Origin of the sequence: Coleofasciculaceae cyanobacterium (assembly GCA_036703275.1) — a bacterium.
In the GTDB taxonomy this organism is placed as follows: domain Bacteria; phylum Cyanobacteriota; class Cyanobacteriia; order Cyanobacteriales; family Xenococcaceae; genus Waterburya.
The window spans coordinates 122,580-139,956 of record DATNPK010000082.1; the positions used below are offsets into that span (position 1 = coordinate 122,580).

The following is a 17,377-nucleotide window of genomic DNA, read 5'->3' on the forward strand; positions in this document are numbered from 1 at the left end:
TTTTATTACTGGCAAATCAAAATCCTTGTTTGTTTGATTCGGAGTATAAAGTCACATCTGTAACTGTTACTGCTCCACCAGAAATAGCAGCAGCAGATTCAGGAGAAATATCTTAAACACATTCAACGTTATGGAAATATTTTGATTGATTATTGTTTTTAGACATAAGTTTTTTCCTAATGATTTCAGTTGATTTTCTTGGTTTACCAAATAAAAGTCTTTGAAATAATTAGTAGTTAGGTAATCAACTTTTACTTTGGTCTTTAGCCATGTTTATATTAAAATTTTGAGTCAAATAAAGCATCTAACAAAGGTCTTTAATCTCTATCAACTAAATGAATATACGCTCTAATACTTTAGTTGTTTAGCCAAGTAGATTTTCTATCACTAAAGTCATAGTCATAATATGAAATTAACAGTAATAAGAAAAAAAAGACCCTTAAACGAAAGAGTCTTGCTTGAATATTGTGTTGTGTAGATAAAATTATGGATGGCGCGATCGTCATCGGTATTTATTAAGGTTGTATGGTTTCCATATCATAGACGGATCAACTTAACGGAAGTAATCCTATCATCATTAGCCCCAAGATTATAACTTCCTGGTGCTAAAAAACCTGTATCACCACCTCCGTCATCAGTAAAGAACTGCCATGTGCCCCTGTTAACTATGATTGATGAGACGGTATCGTTAAAAGTAGTTTCCCCACCATCAGGAAGCACACCAATGTTAACAAACTCTCCAGCAGCCCCGTTAGCTGTTAGCACGTCACCTGATAGACCCAATGCCTGTCCTTGCCCGTTAGGGTCTTTGTGGAAAACTATATCTGCACCTATAGCACTGGAATCAAAAGTTGGCCCTGCAGCACCAATTGAAACTGCACCACCAGAATAAGAAGCAGCAGTTTCAGAGGAAATATCTTGAACAAATTCGATGTTATGGAGGGAATTGGATTGAGTGTTAATTTTAGACATTCTTTTTCTCCTAAGTGTTTGAGTTGATTTGAGTTATCTACTGAGCAATAGTTATTGAGATAATTAGTAATCAGCTCAAGACTATTTGCTCTAAACAATACAGAACAGTTAAATATGTAGAAGCGTATTCTATACGTCCTAATAAAATTGAGTGGTTTCACATGAGGTGCGATCGCTTTCGGAGATGGTGTAGCAAATCGCGTTATTTTTTAGACTAATCTATAGCCTGGAAAGAAGAGATTGATAATCCAAACTCGCCAACATCCATAGCCGTATTTGGTCCTACATCTATATAATTTCCCTGAAAATTGGCATCTTCGTAGAATCTCCAAGTCTTACCATTATTAATCGAAACAAATTGAGTAGCGTCGTCAAAACCATATTCGCTTAAATCTTCTATTGCTTTATTGCTATTAAAGCTAAATCCTTGATTGCATGGTTCAGAAGTTAAACTCACATCTGTAACTGTAACTGCACCACCAGAATAAGAAGCAGCAGTTTCAGAGGAAATATCTCGAACAAATTCGATGTTATAGAGAGAATTGGACTGATTGTTAATCTTAGACATTATTTTTCTCCTAAGTGTTTGAGTTGATTTGAGTTATCTACCAAGCAATAATTATTGAGATAATTGGTAATTAGTCAATGAACTTTTGCTTTGGTTTTTAACTATTTTTATTTTATGAATTAGAGCAAAACAAAACATCTGAAAAAAGTCTTGTGATAAACATCAGCTAAAGAAATAGATTGATTTTGACGTTTGTCCAGGTATTCGGTAAAACTTTCTCAAACTTTAGTCTTGGTTAGCAATTATTTCTTCGCACTAAAGTGATAATTTTTTATGACCTTATGAGTATTTAGGGTTTAATAAAGGAACAAATTGTTGTCTCCAGCTAAAGTTATGAACTCTTGGTGGAAAATTCAACCCAATCCTTTTCGCTTTTTATTGCTCGCCGAATGGATAATGCTAGGCAGTTGCGGTTCTCTAGCTATCATCGAAGCTTTTCAAGACCAAACTATACCGGTTGAACATATTTTAATTCTAGTTTTGCTCGGTTCTATGGGTTTAGCTTTGCCTAATGGTTCTCTTGCTTTTCGGGTGATTTATACGACTATCGAAATCGGCTTAATTGCCATTGGTACATCATTAGGCTATCTCCATATCTTGCCTACTTTATATTTAATTGTTGTTATCCGTAGTTGTTTTTTGTTTGAATCTGTTGGTCGTTGGGTAGTTGCTGGTTTAGTCTTGATCCTTTTTTTGCTTGATGAGCTACGTTATGCCCAGCGAGCTTTACCAGAATTGCCTGAAGAACAGTTTGAATTTATGATGCATTTGATGGCACAGACTTTGGTTTTTGGTTTAGGAATCTTTTTTGTCTTGCAGCTGGTCAATAAATTACTAGTTGAACGTCAAATAAAGCAACAACTTGCTGTAGCCCACCAACAATTACAGGACTATTCCCAACAAATTGAAGATCTTGCTGCCGTACAAGAACGCAATCGCATCGCTCGCGATATTCATGACTCCCTGGGACACGCCTTGACATCCCTTAATATTCAACTGCAAACAGCGGTTAAACTCTGGCAAAAAAATCCTGCTCAAGCCCATCCTTTTCTGGCACAAGCTCAAAAATTAGGAGCGATCGCTATGAAAGAAGTACGTCAATCAGTTGGCACATTGCGAGCAGATCAGGCAGATGAACAGCCTTTAAAATCAAAAATTTGGGCTTTAATCGACAATCTTCGTTCTGGTACTGGTCTAACTATTCGTAGCAAAATTGCTCATTGTCCTCAACTATCACCCCAAATAGAAAATACTATTTATCGTATTGTCCAGGAAGCTTTGACGAATATAGCTAAGTATGCACAAGCTACAGAAGTAGAAATTAAGCTTAAGGTAATTGAAACAAAAGTATATCTAAGTGTTCAAGATAACGGTAAAGGATTTGAATTAAATCAAAACAAGACTGGATATGGACTACAGGGTATGCAAGAAAGAATTAATGCTGTTGAAGGTTGCTTGCAAATTCAAACTTCGCCAGGGGCTGGCTGTCGAATTTTAGTAGAAATTCCTTTATCGAGAGTTATTACCTTGTCGCCTTAAGCTAATTTAAATTCAACTTACTTGCTAAACAAAGCGATCGCCTTTTTTGCCTTTTTTTATTTGTCCCAAATAGCTAATTAACCTATTATGTAAGTAAGAAGAATTACCCAGATGTAGTAAAAATAGATGATTCGCCTTTTGCTAGTAGACGATCAAAGTCTTGTTTGTCAGGGATTAGCTGCAATGTTATCACTGGAAGAAGATTTAGAGATTCTTGGTACGGCTAATAACGGTCAAGCAGCTATTGATTTGGTGGCTAAGAAACAGCCAGATGTGGTTTTAATGGATGTGCGAATGCCGGTGATGGATGGCAGAGAAGCCACGAGAATTATTGTTCAACAATTTCCCCAAGTCAACGTAATAGTTTTGAGTACTTTTGATGACGATGAATATATTGCTGATGCTATCAAAGCGGGAGCAAAAGGTTATTTACTCAAAGATATGCCCTGCGAAGAACTAGCCCAGGCAATTCGACTTGTTCATAGTGGCTACACTCAATTAGGTCCTGGATTGATGGAAAAATTGCTTCAAGGAGTCTCCCAACCTAATGCTGAGCAATCCAAGTCCCTGGCAGCAGAATTAAGTCAATTGACTAAAAGAGAACAAGAAGTGTTGTCCTTAATAGGTAAAGGTCATACCAATCGTGAAATTGGTCAAAAACTTTACGTTACAGAAGGAACTGTTAAAACCCACGTTACTCACATTCTCAACCGTCTTAATCTAAGAAACCGATCGCAGATCGCCATTTATGCCAATTCTCTGGGGCGTTGCTGAACAAATTCAGGAAAACCCGCGTCTAAAAAACTCGATCTAGATCGCGATCGAGACTTTAACTTTGGTAGTATTATTGTGATATTACGGCAGCTAATTCTTGACGGCTGACACCAGTAATAAATAAAGCGCGAATGGTTAGCTCTAAAGATACTGATGGATCGTTCTTTTCGATTTTGGCTACTCGCGATTGAGAAGAGTCCATTAATTCTGCCAAAGTAGCCTGAGATAGCTTTTGATCTTTCCGTTTTTGTTTCAAAAACAGAGCTAGTTTAACTTTTAATTCTACAAGCTCGGATTCGGCAGGAGTTAAATCAAGAAAATCACTAGCATCCTCGACAGCCCAACCAGCAGCCTCTAATTCTCTGACGTTTTTCTGAATCCATAACTTTTTTCTCTTAGATTAAATCTCGTCATATCGCTTCAGTCTTTTCTAACATTGCTTAATAACCGAGTGTGGGGTTTTGTTGGTTTTTTTGGCAAACACATCCACAATCACGATGGCATCAGAATCTATACGATAGATAATTCGCCAAGTTTTATCTTCATCATTGATTCGTAACTTATGACACCTCGCTCCAATAGTAGGCATTGGGCGCAATTAGGGTAAAGATAGGGATTGGTCAAGTTGTAGCAGTCGCAGAAAATGTAATTCCTTTTCCCGTTCGTTCTTTTGTTGACCCAGATCATGAGTGAGGAATTGAGTTTTAAGAATGCTATCGAAGCAAAACGCGCGATCGCTATTAAACGAGTACTAGCCCGTCAGCTGGCGGAGGAGATGAAACGACAAAACCTGACTAAAACAGAGATGGCGAAGCAGATGCAGACCTCCAGGGCGCAATTAGATAGACTACTCGATCCAGAAAAGACAGGAGTGAGCATTGAAACTATCACCAGAGCAGCTTCGGTAGTGGGTCGTCAACTGCGAATCGAATTAGTGTAAGCTAATTTGGATTTCTCTAATTAATACATCAAAACGTCCAATTTTGATGCACACTTTTAAATACGTCCGTATTAATGACTAGTCAGAACAAAGTTACTAATGCCAATTGCGATTAGGCGGAGCCAATCGCCTGATGCTTTCATTAATATATGGCTGTGGGTTGAGAGTTAGTGAGGCGATCGGTTTAACTTAGGATGATTTCAAAAAACACGGTGACGGAGGTAAAGCGACGGTGTTTGGTAAGGGAAGTAAAACTAGGATTGTTTTGATACCAAATAAGTTATGGCAACAGGTAAAAGAGTTTGAGAAGCGCGAGGAAGCGTTGCCCGTGCATGATTTGCGACGCGAAGCGAGTCCTTTAGGGCGAAGCTTATCCTAAAGGACTCGCTTCGCGTCGCGGGGGTTCGCCCCGTTGAGCTTACCGAGTAAGAAATACCATCGAGTTAATCAGTACGTCTTTATTAGTCGCAATCATAATCAGATGGATGTAGTGTCATCGGATGATTAAACGAGCCTGTATCTTCACGTTTTCAGGAAAATCTACCGTCAGTTCACCATTCAAGTAAATCTCAGCCCCAGGATAAGCTTGGTGTAGTTCCTCTAGTTTGGCGATCGCTTTAGCGACGGACATTTTGTAGAAGTAGGAGCAGCAAGAATTCCTGGCGATCACAATCTGACTCTTGCCTATGTTGGATACTTTGGCTTACCTCTTAAACCCTTGTATCCCAAAGAAGGACTTTATATGATAGTAGAAGATGGTCAACGCCTCTAGTTTCCGCGGACGAGCTAGCCAGAGCAGTACCAGCAGCGCAGATATTGGAATAGAAAAAGATTAACCAAGGTTCAGATCGTTTACCCTTAGCTTTTGCCGATATTTTAGCTGAAAAAATTCCTCTTGGCGATCGCGTTACTGACATCGAACAGACATCTCAAGGAGTTCGAGTATTGTCTCAATCTGGACGAGAAGATTGGGGTGATTGCGTACTCTGCACCGTACCTTTGCCAGTCTTGGAGCGCATTATTTTCAATCCTCTATCCGCTTCCAAACAAACTGCTCTTGATGAAGGTTACAACTATCGTCCCGCTACCAGAATGTTTGTAGAATTTCCCGAACGTTTCTGGTCGAAAGAAAATTTGAATGGTTGGGGAATTTTTCGCGATCGCTGTGAAGAACTTTGGCAACCAACGTGAAATCGCCCTGGTAAAACATCCAATAACCAGTCTCGAATTGTAAAAGCCTCATCTAAAGAACTGGTGGGCAAATCTACAATGAGATTTCGGCATGTTTTATAATCTTTTTGATAAGTACTGGGACTGACTTGAGGCTTTTTATACCGTTGAAGATATTTTTTCTTTTTCTGAAGCGGATTTATATTTTTCTAGGGTCGTGTCAAATTATTTCCTGGAAAATATTTTGTTCGATCTCTGCTGCCTTCAGCTCGGCAAATTTGCGATTGTTCGGAGTATCAGATAACCTTAAAGAAAAATAACGACGCTTACCAGCAAATTGGAAGCGCAACTGCAATCGATTGTTAGAATTAATTATTACTACAGAACCCTTCGATGTTTTTCTAGGAGTTTTAGATTGCATAACAATTAGCTTGAATAGTACTTTTGTATTCAAATTTTAACTGGTGTAAACGAATTTTACCAGTAATTTTTACACCAATTATTTACCAAAACTTGCCTAAAAATGCCCAATATAAAATTACATTGCGGAATATTCTGCAATGTAAATAGGCTCTCAATCCCCTGATATAGAATGAACCTACTGCTATTTCTAAAGTGTCAGAGGGGAGACTTGAACTCCCGACCCTCGGCTTATGAGTCCTAGTACAAATCCTTTCATAGCAATTATTACACGATTTTTGAATTGTAATTACACCCAATTTACACCCAAATAAAAAAAGCTAGTTTTATCCTTTACAAAGATTGTTAACAGCAAATGGGCATTCTAGAAACAAGTTCTTTTTAACAGACTTGCTATATGCTGCCTTCAATTTTTGAAACCTGTATTCCTAGAGAAGAAATACTAGCAGGAGAACTTTCTGTCGATCTGTTCGCTGCCAAACTACGATCTGTAGTAGAAGGAAAAGCCCCTCAGATATATCAGAATAGTGAAAGTTTCTTTGCCAATACCTTTGCTACAGATGGGATTAAAACCCTTATAAGTGAAGTATTTAGCAGGTTAACAGGCAAGTCATCAGGTTCACCTGTGATCAGGCTAGAAACTAGTTTTGGTGGTGGTAAAACCCATGATGAGATAGCTTTATGGCATATCTGTAAAGAAGGGAACAGAATTCAAGGTTTAGAAAGATTTGTTGAACCGAATTTAATTCCCGATCGCACTGTACAAGTTGCCGCAGTTGATGGTAGAGATTTAGACCCCGAAAATGGTATTCATCATCCTAACGGCATCATCACTACGACTCTTTGGGGAGAAATTGCTTATCAAGTTGGTGGAGTAGAAGGGTATCGATTATTACAGGGAAGCGATCGCTCTGGTATCAGTCCTGGTACGGATGTTTTAGAAAGATTATTAAATGGTGAACCGACGGTAATTATCTTAGATGAGATTGCCCGTTATTTACGTGCAGCGAAGGCAAAACAGATTGGCAGAAGCGATCTTGCGGAACAGGTTGTAGCATTTCTATTTTCCTTGATGGATTTAGCAGGAGCTTGTAATAACTTAGTTTTTGTCTATTCCTTGGCTTCAGCTTCCGATACCTTTGCAGACGAGACAATGGAGTTGCAAGAGTTGATTCGTGCTTCTGCCAGACAGGAAAGAGTATTGAGTCCTTCTACTGATGTTGAGGTCTACAATATTGTCAAACAAAGGTTGTTTAAGAGTGTAGATAGTCAGGCTGCATCACAAGCTGCATCTGAATATTTGAGTGTTTATCGTAGTACTCGCGTTAATCTTCCCGATGGTTGCAAAGACGCTAGTTACTCTCAAGCGATCGCTCAAAGCTATCCGTTTCATCCTGAATTATTTAATCTTTTAACTAAAAAAATTGCTTCCATACCAGAGTTTCAGAGAACTAGGGGGGCATTACGGTTATTAGCCCAAGTCGTCCAGCATCTTTGGCAAAATCAAATAGAAGATACGCCAATTATTCATCCCCACCATATTCCTGTGGGCAAAGAAAAGCAAATTACCGACGATTTAACTTCTCGTTTACAACGCTCATTAATGCGATCGCCGATTGGGGCTGATATATATAATCCTAGTGGGAAACAGGCTTATGCTCAAATCCATGACCGTCAATGGCAAGACGCAGGTAAGCCACCGTTTTCTAGTTGGGTGGCACGGACAATATTTTTAAATTCCTTGACTCAAGGTACTTCATCAGGGATTCGTCGTACAGAGTTGAACTTATCTCTTTTAACCCCTGGATTAGAAGCAAGTTTCATCGACCAAGCACTAGATAAATTAGCTCAAGTAGCTTGGTATTTAGATAATGACCCGATTACAACTCTTGCTAGGTTTAAAGAAGAGCCTTCAATCAACAAAATTGTTACCGAAGAAAAAGAACAGGTAGGACGTACTGAAGCGAAGGATTACTTAAGAAGTCGTCGTGATAGTATTTTTGCCAAGAAAATTTTTACTCCCGTATTTGCTCCTGAAAGTCCTGGAGATGTAGATGATATTCCCGATGAGATTGCTTTGTGTTTAATTGACTTTAATGAGGCAACGGTTAAATCGTCTACCGATAGTCCCCCAGATTTAGTGCAGCAGATTTTTGATAATACGGGCGAATCAGGAAAGTTTCGGGTGTTTCGCAATCGTCTCTTGTTTTTGGTCGCTAATCATCAAGAACTTGATAAAGCCATCGATAATGCTAGAGAATATCAAGCAATCCGAAATATCTTGGGGAGTCAGACCAGATTAGAAGATTTATCAGAAACTCAGCAGAAACAGCTTAGGGAAAGAGAAGGCGCAAAAGACTTAGAGGTAAGAATTTCTCTCACAAATGCCTATCGTCATCTATTTTATCCAGCCAAAGATGATGTCAAGGCTCCCAATGGTTTGATGCACTATACTTTACCTCCTCAAGACTCCAGCACCGTTAAAGGTAAAAATAATCAGCAGGATGTCATCCTTAAGGCGCTTAAGGACTGCGAAAAAATTAGAGCGGAAGATAAAGCAAGTCAACCATTTGCACCAGCTTATATTTTGCAAAAGGTATGGTCAAAGGGATTGGATCATTGGTCAACTAAAGCTTTAAGAGATGCGTTTGCCAAGGATTTAAGTCTCAATATTTTACTCCCAGGGGAATTAACCACTCTACGGGAAACTATTCGCAATGGCTTACAAGATGGTCAGTGGGATCTAAAAATTGGAGACAAAGTTTATATCAAAACTGATGGCACATTAACGTTTCCTGACACCATTGAATTTAGCGATCGCTTTATCTTATATCGTCGGGGAATTCTGCAACCACCTGAACCGAGAGTTATTGAATTAAATGCTCAGGTGATGTCTAATTCAGAGACAGAAAAACCTGTTAGGATTCGCTGGAAAGCTAAGGGAGCATTAAAGATTAGTCTCCATCAGGATGGTACTTTAATAACCCAACGGGGCTTACAAGCTGCCGAACCTGCGTCGGCAGACAGCCCCTCAGAATTTCGTCCTTCTGATGAATATGAAACCAAGATTAGGGCAAACACTATTTTTCGCCTAGTTGCTGACTACGGAAACGGAGAAACCGCAGAGCAAGAAACTAAGGCTATTGTTGCCCAATCTGGCAGGGTTAAAGCTACTGGAGGAAATTATGATCCTGGCAATGACCATGAAATCACTGGCAGCATCTTTGAACATCGATCGCCCCTGATCGAATTAGATGGCACTGTTAATAAAGTTTTCAATGATTTAGCCGATCTGATAGGCGATCGCAAAATCAAAGAGATCAAATCTCTGGAAATCTCAGTAGACCAAGTGATTGACTATCGTAAGCTAGGAACGACGATTCCTTTATTGAGTCGTTTTCCCGTAACTATCGAACAAACCTCGATGCTGCAAACAGTTGACGATCAGTTTGTGAAATTGGAATATCAGGGACAAGTAAAAGGATTTCAAAGCTTCTTTGGCACAATTAATGGATTACTCAACAATCCAGCAACTCAAGCCAATGTAAACCTCAAATTAATTATCGATTTTGGCGATCAACCTATTGCCTCAGAGGGTTCAGAACTCAATACTATCCAGCAAGCTCTTAATCGGAATCCTGTAGAGAGAATCAGTTTTAGTGCGGAGGTTAAATACTAATGCAAGAATTTCAATTACGAGTAATTCCTACCGAAAACAATAATTTTGCCTTGGAACTATACCAATGTGCTTATAAGAAAGCAGGAGAGAAAAAGCGTCCTGCTGCGAAAAAAATTGGCTGCCTTAAAGGTGATACTTTAAATCTGGTTAAACAAAGTATTTATCAGGTACTGAAAACTAATAATTACGACCCCCAAACCCTCTCTTCAAAACGTCAAAGTTGCTATACTTTATCGGAAGAATCGGGAGTACAAACAGCAATTATGTTTCAAGTTTTGCAACCCCTGTCTCAACCAGAGAAAATTAACAAGATTGCAACAGGAATTTCAGCTATGAGTAATGAGGAAGCTCATTATTGGTTTGCCATGATTGCTAATGGAAGGCGAAAAAATGCCTTAAAAGCTTTAAGGGTTTTATTTGAAGACTAGTCGCTGCGCTTCAATTCAAAGTTCAAAATGTAGAATTCAAAATTAATTTCCTTTCTTACTTTATTCTGAAATTGGGAAATTAAAATTGGCGTTGGTGAATCCAGGTATGATTTTTGAGATTTGAAAGTCTTAATTGAATTTAAAAAGCTAATAGCTAATAGCTAACAGCTACGAACCGAAACATTTTGTACGTCATACGTTAAATCACCAACGCCTTAAAATTCAATCTCTTGCCACTCTTTTGCTTCAGCAAAGCGACTTAGATGTTTTACGTTGGTAGTAGCAATAACTATATATCTACCTGGATATTCTTGCTCTAGCAGCTTGTACTGGGCGCAGATGATTATGTCAGCATCAAGGCTTTTGTTATCTGCGGTGGGTACTCCTTGTATACGGGCTTCTGCCCAAAGGCTAGCAGCTTCGTTTAAAACTGTGTTGCTAACAGGTAGAAAATCGATAAATTCAGCTAATTTGTTGAGATTATTTATTCCTTCTGAAGACAAACCTCTCATGGAATTCAGAATTAGCGATCGCCTTACTTCGTAATCACAGATCTGACTGCTGACAATATATACTCCTTTGGCTAACAGGGCATATAATCTTTCTCTTGCTGCTGCTACTTCAGGTGAAGAATTCGGATTACAAAGTTTTCCAAGTACTCCAGAATCAATTAGGACAATCATTTAGTGTTCGTATAGTTTTTGTCCAACTGGTCTTTCTGAATCGATTGTCTTCTTAAATTCTTCAAAAGCAGCTTCTTTTTCTGAGGATGCGGGTTCTTGTTTTTTGCTATCGATCCACTCTCTCAGTTTTTTCAGCTTAGGTTGGTTTTTGCGTAATTGTTCTTCTCTATCCCACGTACCATTAGCCTTGTGCTTCGACTTCACCTTGAGATGTTCCTTAACTGATGTTGCTTCTTGGGAATCTAAAACGATCGCTTTTTCACAACCTTCTAAAATTAAATGATATTTTTCGTTTGCTGCCTTCTCATCGGGAACTAAAGCAACAAAGCGATTTAGATCGATAATTTTTCCACTTGGTAATTCTATCGTTGTGGTCATATTGGTCAACTCCTTTACTGATAAGTATTCAAAGTTAATAAATGCCGATCGCAATTTAAATTGCTCTTTGAATCTTGGCTAAAGATTGAGGTGTAATTGCTCCATAAGGACCTCGCTCTAAATAAAGCTTGCGAACCGCAGATATATTGTCGCATAAAGCCAAAGAAGCCGATTCTAGCCCTCCTTCTCCTGCGGTCATTAAGATTCTCGTTGGTGTCTCGCCACTGGTTAAATCACTGGTAAAAGGCACGATTAAGACATTTTCTCTAAATTCATTTCTGACATTCATTGAAATAACAACAGCAGGGCGTTTTTTTGTGTCACCTAAAGTTTTCAAAGCCTTGATGAGATACACTTCACCCTGACGGGGATAGGAAGTTGCCACGCTTTACAATCCTTCCTCTTCCAGAATCTCTTCCATTTGTGCTTGGGAAAATTGCGCCCAGTTTTTTTCAAATTCAATATCAGCCTGAGAACGATTTTGATAGAAGTTTCTTAGTTGTTCTTCTATTTGTTGTTTGCGCCACAGCCTTAGACCTTCTTCTACCGCAGCCGAACGATTTTTAGTCATGCGATCGACTTCTTCGAGTAGCTGCGAATCTACAGTGATGGAAATTCGTTGTTTCTGGGAACTATTAGACATAGGAGCTTGTGTAGTTTCTACATAAATAATAATACTTTTTATATTACTCATGACTAAAACCCAACGTCCCCAGGTTTTTATCGAAAAAATCATGCCTGTAAAGCTTCTCAATCAACAGGTATATTACGAACACGGGGGAAATCCTTTTAAGTGGTTACATCGTTAATATTCTCGCAAGCCTTTATCTTTTTCTCGCGCTTCGGTTTTGGCTTCTCTTTTACCAGCCGATATTTCGATGGAAGAGTTTGAATATTTGTTGGGTTTACATCCAGAAAAAGACGGAATTTTGATCGACAAAAAAGAGCCAATTAAGCTTTATAAAACTCCTCCAAGCAGTAAAGTTATTAATAAATTAGAAGAGTATTGTGAGAAGGTTTGGGGTAAAAGAAAGCCTGTAGTTTTAGATGCCTTTGCAGGTGGCGGAAGTATCCCTTTTGAAGCTGCTAGATATGGTTTAAATGTGCTGGCTTCAGACTTAAACCCTGTGGCTGTGGTGACGATGAAGGCTGCAATGGAATATCCTCTCAAGTTTGGGGCGGATTTACAGCAGGATATTGATAAATGGGTGAAGTTTGTTGGGGATGAGGCAGAGAAAAGATTAGCCGAGTTTTTTCCTTCACAACCAGTAGGGGCGATTCGTGAATCGTCCGTACAGAATTATCTTTGGGCGCATACGGTTGTTTGTCCTCATTGTGAGTCAGTTGTGCCTCTAAGTCCTAATTGGTGGTTAAGTAAAACTAGCAACTATGCAGGGAAAGGACAAGAAAGAAAAGTTACGAGTGATTGGTATGCTGTAAAACCGATTCCTAATCCTAAAGAAAAGCGAGTTGATTTTGAATTGGTTAGAGGAAGCAAGGGTAAAAATACAACAATTGAAACTGATGAAGGTGAATACGATCCTGATACCACCACAACTATCAGTAGAGGTGTTGGTAAATGTCCGAATTGTACCAGCGTAATTGAAGACGATGTAATTAAATCACAGGCAAAATCATCTGGTTTGGGTCATCAGTTATATGCAGTTGCCTATAAGGAAGGAAAAGGCGGTTTACAGTTTAGAATTCCTACGGATTTAGATTTAGATGGTGTTGCTAAAGCTGAAGCATATATCAAAGAAAAATTAGAATCTTTTGAAATTAGTAATATTGTTCCTGATGTAGAAATATACTCAGGTGCAAAGACAGATGAATTAATTAGATATGGGATTGATAGATGGGATAAATTATTTAACCCGCGTCAGCTTTTGACTCTTGTTACCTATGTAGAAATCATTAACGAGGCAAAATCCAAGCTACAGATAGAATACGAACCAGAAAAGGTAGAAGCGATCGCAACTTATTTAGCTTTGGTTTTAGACAGGTGTGTTGATTATAACTCACGTCTCTCAGGATGGAATGCTGGTAGATCGGGAGGAGATAGAGCTTCTAAACTACACTCGCTAAATTTAAACTGGAGTTATCCAGAGTATAGCGGAGCAAAAATTATATGGCTATTTTGCGCTGAATCTATTTCTGAAAAATATAAAGGGCTTTGCTTATATGTAAGCAAAACATCTCAATTAACAACTATCCCAGGATTAGAAAGAAGTACAAAGAAAGAAGAAAATAAACTTCATACTTCAAACCTCATACTTCAAACTTCTTCCGCCGACAGCCTCTATCACATCCTTGATCGCTCTGTAGACGCAATTGTCACCGATCCTCCGTACTACTCCACCATTCAATACGCCGAACTTTCCGACTTCTTCTATGTCTGGCAAAAACGCACGTTAGGGGATATCTTCCCCGATTTATTTTGGTCGGAACTTACCGACAAAGATCGCCAAGCAGTCGCCAATCCTTCCCGCTTCCGCAACATGGGTGCATCCCCAGAAGAACTAGCCAAACAAGACTACGAAGCAAAAATGGCACTCGTCTTTAGTGAATATTATCGTGTCTTACGAGACGACGGCGTAATGACAGTGCAGTTTAACCATAAAGAATCTGGTGCGTGGGATGTACTGGCAAAATCCCTAATTGATGCTGGCTTTGAGATTACTGCATCTTGGTCGGTTAGTACCGAAAACCCCCAGAATCTTCACCAAGCTAAGAAAAACTCTGTTTCTAGTACCGTGCTGTTAGTCTGTCGCAAACGCGATCCTGATGCCGAACAAGCCTGGTGGGATGACTTGCGCCCCGAAGTTACCAACTTAGTCGAACAACGTGCCCCCGAATTTGAAGAGAATGAGATTACAGGTATCGACTTGTACCTGAGTGCTTTTGGTTCAGCCCTGAATGTCTTCTCTCGTTCCTATCCCATCCTAGACAGTAGCGGGGAATCAGTACGCCCCGAAGTTGCTTTCGCCGAAGCCAGAAAAGCCATAGCTAACTATCGTTTCCGCAAGCTGGTACAAACCGACACCGCAGGTTTCGATCCTCTCACTCAATGGTATCTCCTCGCTTGGGATGCCTTCAAAGCCCGTGAATTCCCCTTCGATGAAGCCAGACAGTTAGCCTTAGCCGTTGGTGGTTTCGACGTGAACGATTTAGCTAAAGTCTATAAGCTGCTTGCTTCTAAAAGTGGTAGCTGTACCATTCTCACTCCCAAACAAAGACATAAAAAACGCGCTTTTTCTGCCAATGCCGATAACTTTTCCAATCTGTATTTAGTCGATGCCCTTCATGCCATTATCGCCATTTACCAAGAAGAACAAAACCCCCAACTAGTTAGAAACTTTATGCAAAAAACGGGGTTAAATAACAACGATATGTTGATGAAAACCTTGGAAATTGCTTTTAAAGTAATGCCCACTAAAACCGAAGAACACAAAACCCTAACTTCACTGTGGCTGTCAATGGATGAGATAAAAGCCAAGGTTGTGATGGAACAGAAGAAACTATTTTAGTTTTTTAAAAACATTAAAAATAGCCATGTCTACAAAATCAAAATTCGTAGCCAATTATAACGTTTATCTCGATCTAGAAGAAGATAATGTTCTTATCTGCGATCGCTATAGAAAACATAATCTTGTACTTGGCAAGCCTACAGAAAAAGGTATTAAAAGAAATAGAGATGTAACAGAGGAACAATCTAGAGCCATTAGTCTATGCTATTCGATAGCAGAACGACATTTTAGTAGCATCGATTGCCATAGTATAGATCGAACTACAGCGAAGCTAACCAAAGATGAATTATGGCTCGAACTCAACAATAGGGAAGTTAGACTGTATCCTTTGATAGGCGATAAATATCTAACTATTGGTTGGGTTTCAGAAAATGGTATTGCCAACAATCACAGAACCAATGACGAACTTTATAGGCATGATACTCTTGTTTTCTGTGATAAGTATCTAAAAATTGCAGAACGTTATTTCTGTCCTCAAGTAAAAAAGTGGCAAAAACTTCAAAGAGATAGGCAAAATTAAATTAAATTAAATTTAATTTCAAGAGCTATTGGCAGTAGTGAACAAGTAATAATACCCAAAACTTTGTTGATGAAAAAAGGGGGAGAAACAACAGAAATTTATATGGATGACGAACTTGTTTAAAATACTGTTTTTTTGCAGTGATTGTCGATCTCATTTGCGATCGCAATACAGAAAGTCTATTCAGATAAGTACGTGTTGCGTTTATTTCACATAGAATATAGACTAAGAGAACAAGTTATAGATTCGAGTGTCATGGCAATGCTAGACAGACAAAGGAAAATACCTATCCCAACTGAAGCAGATATCGAACTATCCGCACAAAGCAGCCGTGTCTTAGCCTCTCTGACTAATTCCCATAGCCACACTCAAAAAATCACAGTAGAATCAGAAAGCGGAAAAGAAGAATCGTTAATGATTCCTTCCGTAGCTTATGAGCTTTTAATTGATATTCTGTCACAACTGTCTCAGGGGAATGCGGTTACTCTCGTTCCAGTTAAAGCTGAATTAAGTACTCAGCAAGCAGCAAACTTATTGAATGTTTCTCGTCCATATTTAATCAAACTGCTTGAATCGGAAGAAATACCCTATTTTAAAGTAGGCAAGCACAGACGAATTCTTGCCAAAGATGTGTATAAATATAAAGCTGAAATTGATGCGAAGCGGAGTCAGTCACTAGATGAACTTACTGCTTTAACAGAGGAATTGGATCTATACGAAGACAATTAAATAATGATTCCCAATTTCACAGTAGTCTACGATGCCTGTGTTTTATACCCGAACACGCTCAGAGATTTATTAATGGAACTGGCTACAAAAGATCTCTACCGAGCAAAATGGACAGATGAAATTCATGATGAGTGGATTAGAAATCTCAAACAAAATAAACCAGACTTACCCACAGAAAAGATTTATCGGGTAAGAGATTTGATGAACGCAAACGTTTGTGATTGTCTCGTTACTGATTATCAATGGTTAATTGAAAAACTAAACTTGCCAGATCCTAATGACCGTCATGTTCTCGCAGCAACTATTCAAGCCAAGGCTGAAGTAATAGTTACCAGTAACCTAAAAGACTTTCCCCAGTCAGAATTAGACAAATACAATATCGAAGCGCAGCACCAAGATACTTTCATTACTAATCTTATCGACCTTCATCCCCTACAGGTTTTTGATGCAGTACAAAAGTGTCATCAGAGACGTAAAAAACCACCTTGTACCTTTGAAGAATATTTGATGAGGCTGCAAAAACAAGAGCTTCCTAACACCGTATCTATGATTAAAAATATGCTTTAAAAGCTTTTACAAATTCTCTTATGTTAATTAATCAAAAAATCGATCTGCTTTTTGCCAATGCTCTTGTGTGATATAAACACCAATAGTAGCTAATGTTCCACCAATGACAGCAGCATCATCAGTGAAACCTAAACCCGTAATTATATCGGGTATAGCATCAGCAGGACTTAAAAAATAGCCTAAAGCAGCTAAAATTGTTCCCTTTACATGAATTGGCGTATTGGAATCCATAGCACAAAAATACATTGCTACTGCATCTCTGACAAATGGAACATACCCAACAAAACGTTTAATTTGGCTGAGAAAATTTTGCATAACTAACTTGATAAATATAAAAACAAATAAAATACATCATATTACAAAAGACTCAAATATGAATATATTTCCTTAAAATTATATTGACACAGCTATAGGTAGATCGAAATCACAGCCTAAAGTATAAACAAAGCCTTGAATTGAGAAATAGCTCTCAATCATTCTCAA

At 38.7% G+C, this 17,377-nt stretch carries 22 protein-coding genes; 11 read left to right on the top strand and 11 right to left on the bottom strand.

The annotated features are described in order from the left end of the window. Window positions 1–537 precede the first annotated feature (537 nt). Together V6C71_15885 and V6C71_15890 are read right to left on the bottom strand one after the other, a co-directional pair. Complete coding sequence (locus V6C71_15885; GenBank protein HEY9769948.1) at window positions 538–972, bottom strand: hypothetical protein; 435 nt, start codon at window positions 970–972, stop codon at window positions 538–540. 214 nt (window positions 973–1,186) lie between these two features. After that, window positions 1,187–1,540 carry a beta/gamma crystallin-related protein gene (locus V6C71_15890; GenBank protein HEY9769949.1) on the bottom strand — a complete coding sequence of 118 codons (354 nt, stop codon included), beginning with the start codon at window positions 1,538–1,540 and terminating at the stop codon, window positions 1,187–1,189. Window positions 1,541–1,873: 333 nt separating this feature from the next. Here V6C71_15890 and V6C71_15895 point away from each other — a divergent pair, with 333 nt between their 5' ends. Together V6C71_15895 and V6C71_15900 are read left to right on the top strand one after the other, a co-directional pair. Beyond that, on the top strand, window positions 1,874–3,079 hold the full coding sequence (locus V6C71_15895) for a sensor histidine kinase (protein HEY9769950.1): 1,206 nt from the start codon (window positions 1,874–1,876) through the stop codon (window positions 3,077–3,079). Window positions 3,080–3,205: 126 nt separating this feature from the next. Beyond that, window positions 3,206–3,853, top strand: a complete 648-nt coding sequence (locus V6C71_15900) for a response regulator transcription factor (GenBank protein HEY9769951.1) — start codon at window positions 3,206–3,208, stop codon at window positions 3,851–3,853. A gap of 70 nt (window positions 3,854–3,923) precedes the next feature. On the opposite strand, the gene V6C71_15905 is transcribed toward V6C71_15900, so the two are convergent. Beyond that, window positions 3,924–4,109: a helix-turn-helix domain-containing protein gene (locus tag V6C71_15905; GenBank protein ID HEY9769952.1), complete on the bottom strand. Its 186-nt coding sequence runs from the start codon at window positions 4,107–4,109 to the stop codon at window positions 3,924–3,926. 174 nt (window positions 4,110–4,283) lie between these two features. Further along, a complete protein-coding gene (locus V6C71_15910) occupies window positions 4,284–4,442 on the bottom strand; it encodes a type II toxin-antitoxin system RelE/ParE family toxin (GenBank protein ID HEY9769953.1) in 159 nt (52 codons plus the stop codon). Between the two features lie 96 nt (window positions 4,443–4,538). Here V6C71_15910 and V6C71_15915 point away from each other — a divergent pair, with 96 nt between their 5' ends. Both V6C71_15915 and V6C71_15920 read left to right on the top strand, forming a co-directional pair. Then, window positions 4,539–4,793 carry an XRE family transcriptional regulator gene (locus V6C71_15915; GenBank protein HEY9769954.1) on the top strand — a complete coding sequence of 85 codons (255 nt, stop codon included), beginning with the start codon at window positions 4,539–4,541 and terminating at the stop codon, window positions 4,791–4,793. A 232-nt stretch (window positions 4,794–5,025) separates the two neighbouring features. Further along, window positions 5,026–5,172 carry a hypothetical protein gene (locus V6C71_15920; GenBank protein ID HEY9769955.1) on the top strand — a complete coding sequence of 49 codons (147 nt, stop codon included), beginning with the start codon at window positions 5,026–5,028 and terminating at the stop codon, window positions 5,170–5,172. 114 nt (window positions 5,173–5,286) lie between these two features. Here V6C71_15920 and V6C71_15925 read toward each other — a convergent pair whose 3' ends face one another. Continuing rightward, window positions 5,287–5,424, bottom strand: a complete 138-nt coding sequence (locus V6C71_15925) for a hypothetical protein (protein HEY9769956.1) — start codon at window positions 5,422–5,424, stop codon at window positions 5,287–5,289. A 200-nt stretch (window positions 5,425–5,624) separates the two neighbouring features. On the opposite strand from V6C71_15925, the gene V6C71_15930 reads away from it, so the two are divergent. Beyond that, a complete protein-coding gene (locus V6C71_15930; GenBank protein ID HEY9769957.1) occupies window positions 5,625–5,984 on the top strand; it encodes an FAD-dependent oxidoreductase in 360 nt (119 codons plus the stop codon). Window positions 5,985–6,183: 199 nt separating this feature from the next. On the opposite strand, the gene V6C71_15935 is transcribed toward V6C71_15930, so the two are convergent. Continuing rightward, the gene (locus tag V6C71_15935; protein ID HEY9769958.1) at window positions 6,184–6,384 is read right to left on the bottom strand and encodes a DUF3596 domain-containing protein; all 201 of its coding nucleotides are present in this window, start codon (window positions 6,382–6,384) and stop codon (window positions 6,184–6,186) included. A gap of 396 nt (window positions 6,385–6,780) precedes the next feature. Between V6C71_15935 and V6C71_15940 the strand changes: the two genes are divergently transcribed. Then, on the top strand, window positions 6,781–10,062 hold the full coding sequence (locus tag V6C71_15940) for a DUF499 domain-containing protein (GenBank protein ID HEY9769959.1): 3,282 nt from the start codon (window positions 6,781–6,783) through the stop codon (window positions 10,060–10,062). Next, window positions 10,062–10,490, top strand: coding sequence for a hypothetical protein (locus V6C71_15945; protein HEY9769960.1), 429 nt, complete (start codon window positions 10,062–10,064; stop codon window positions 10,488–10,490). Before V6C71_15940 ends, V6C71_15945 begins: the two co-directional genes overlap by 1 nt. A 215-nt stretch (window positions 10,491–10,705) precedes the next feature. Here the strand turns inward: V6C71_15945 and V6C71_15950 are convergent, their stop codons facing one another. From V6C71_15950 to V6C71_15965, 4 genes are read right to left on the bottom strand one after another with little or no spacing between them, the layout of a single operon-like run. Then, entirely contained in the window at window positions 10,706–11,173 is a 468-nt protein-coding gene (locus V6C71_15950; protein HEY9769961.1) for a type II toxin-antitoxin system VapC family toxin, read from the bottom strand. Beyond that, a complete protein-coding gene (locus tag V6C71_15955) occupies window positions 11,174–11,551 on the bottom strand; it encodes a hypothetical protein (protein ID HEY9769962.1) in 378 nt (125 codons plus the stop codon). Between the two features lie 55 nt (window positions 11,552–11,606). Further along, a complete protein-coding gene (locus tag V6C71_15960) occupies window positions 11,607–11,936 on the bottom strand; it encodes a type II toxin-antitoxin system PemK/MazF family toxin (GenBank protein ID HEY9769963.1) in 330 nt (109 codons plus the stop codon). Window positions 11,937–11,939: 3 nt separating this feature from the next. Beyond that, entirely contained in the window at window positions 11,940–12,245 is a 306-nt protein-coding gene (locus tag V6C71_15965) for a ribbon-helix-helix domain-containing protein (GenBank protein ID HEY9769964.1), read from the bottom strand. 154 nt (window positions 12,246–12,399) lie between these two features. Between V6C71_15965 and V6C71_15970 the strand changes: the two genes are divergently transcribed. The 4 genes from V6C71_15970 (at window position 12,400) to V6C71_15985 (ending at window position 16,894) form a co-directional block, all read left to right on the top strand. Further along, window positions 12,400–15,078 (top strand): DNA methylase, encoded by a 2,679-nt coding sequence (locus V6C71_15970; protein HEY9769965.1) that lies wholly within the window; start codon window positions 12,400–12,402, stop codon window positions 15,076–15,078. A gap of 25 nt (window positions 15,079–15,103) precedes the next feature. Further along, on the top strand, window positions 15,104–15,598 hold the full coding sequence (locus tag V6C71_15975) for a hypothetical protein (GenBank protein ID HEY9769966.1): 495 nt from the start codon (window positions 15,104–15,106) through the stop codon (window positions 15,596–15,598). A 255-nt stretch (window positions 15,599–15,853) separates the two neighbouring features. Next, the gene (locus tag V6C71_15980) at window positions 15,854–16,327 is read left to right on the top strand and encodes an excisionase family DNA-binding protein (protein ID HEY9769967.1); all 474 of its coding nucleotides are present in this window, start codon (window positions 15,854–15,856) and stop codon (window positions 16,325–16,327) included. A 3-nt stretch (window positions 16,328–16,330) separates the two neighbouring features. Next, entirely contained in the window at window positions 16,331–16,894 is a 564-nt protein-coding gene (locus tag V6C71_15985; protein HEY9769968.1) for a PIN domain-containing protein, read from the top strand. Between the two features lie 27 nt (window positions 16,895–16,921). Here V6C71_15985 and V6C71_15990 read toward each other — a convergent pair whose 3' ends face one another. Continuing rightward, window positions 16,922–17,209 carry a YkvA family protein gene (locus V6C71_15990; protein ID HEY9769969.1) on the bottom strand — a complete coding sequence of 96 codons (288 nt, stop codon included), beginning with the start codon at window positions 17,207–17,209 and terminating at the stop codon, window positions 16,922–16,924. Window positions 17,210–17,377: the final 168 nt, after the last annotated feature.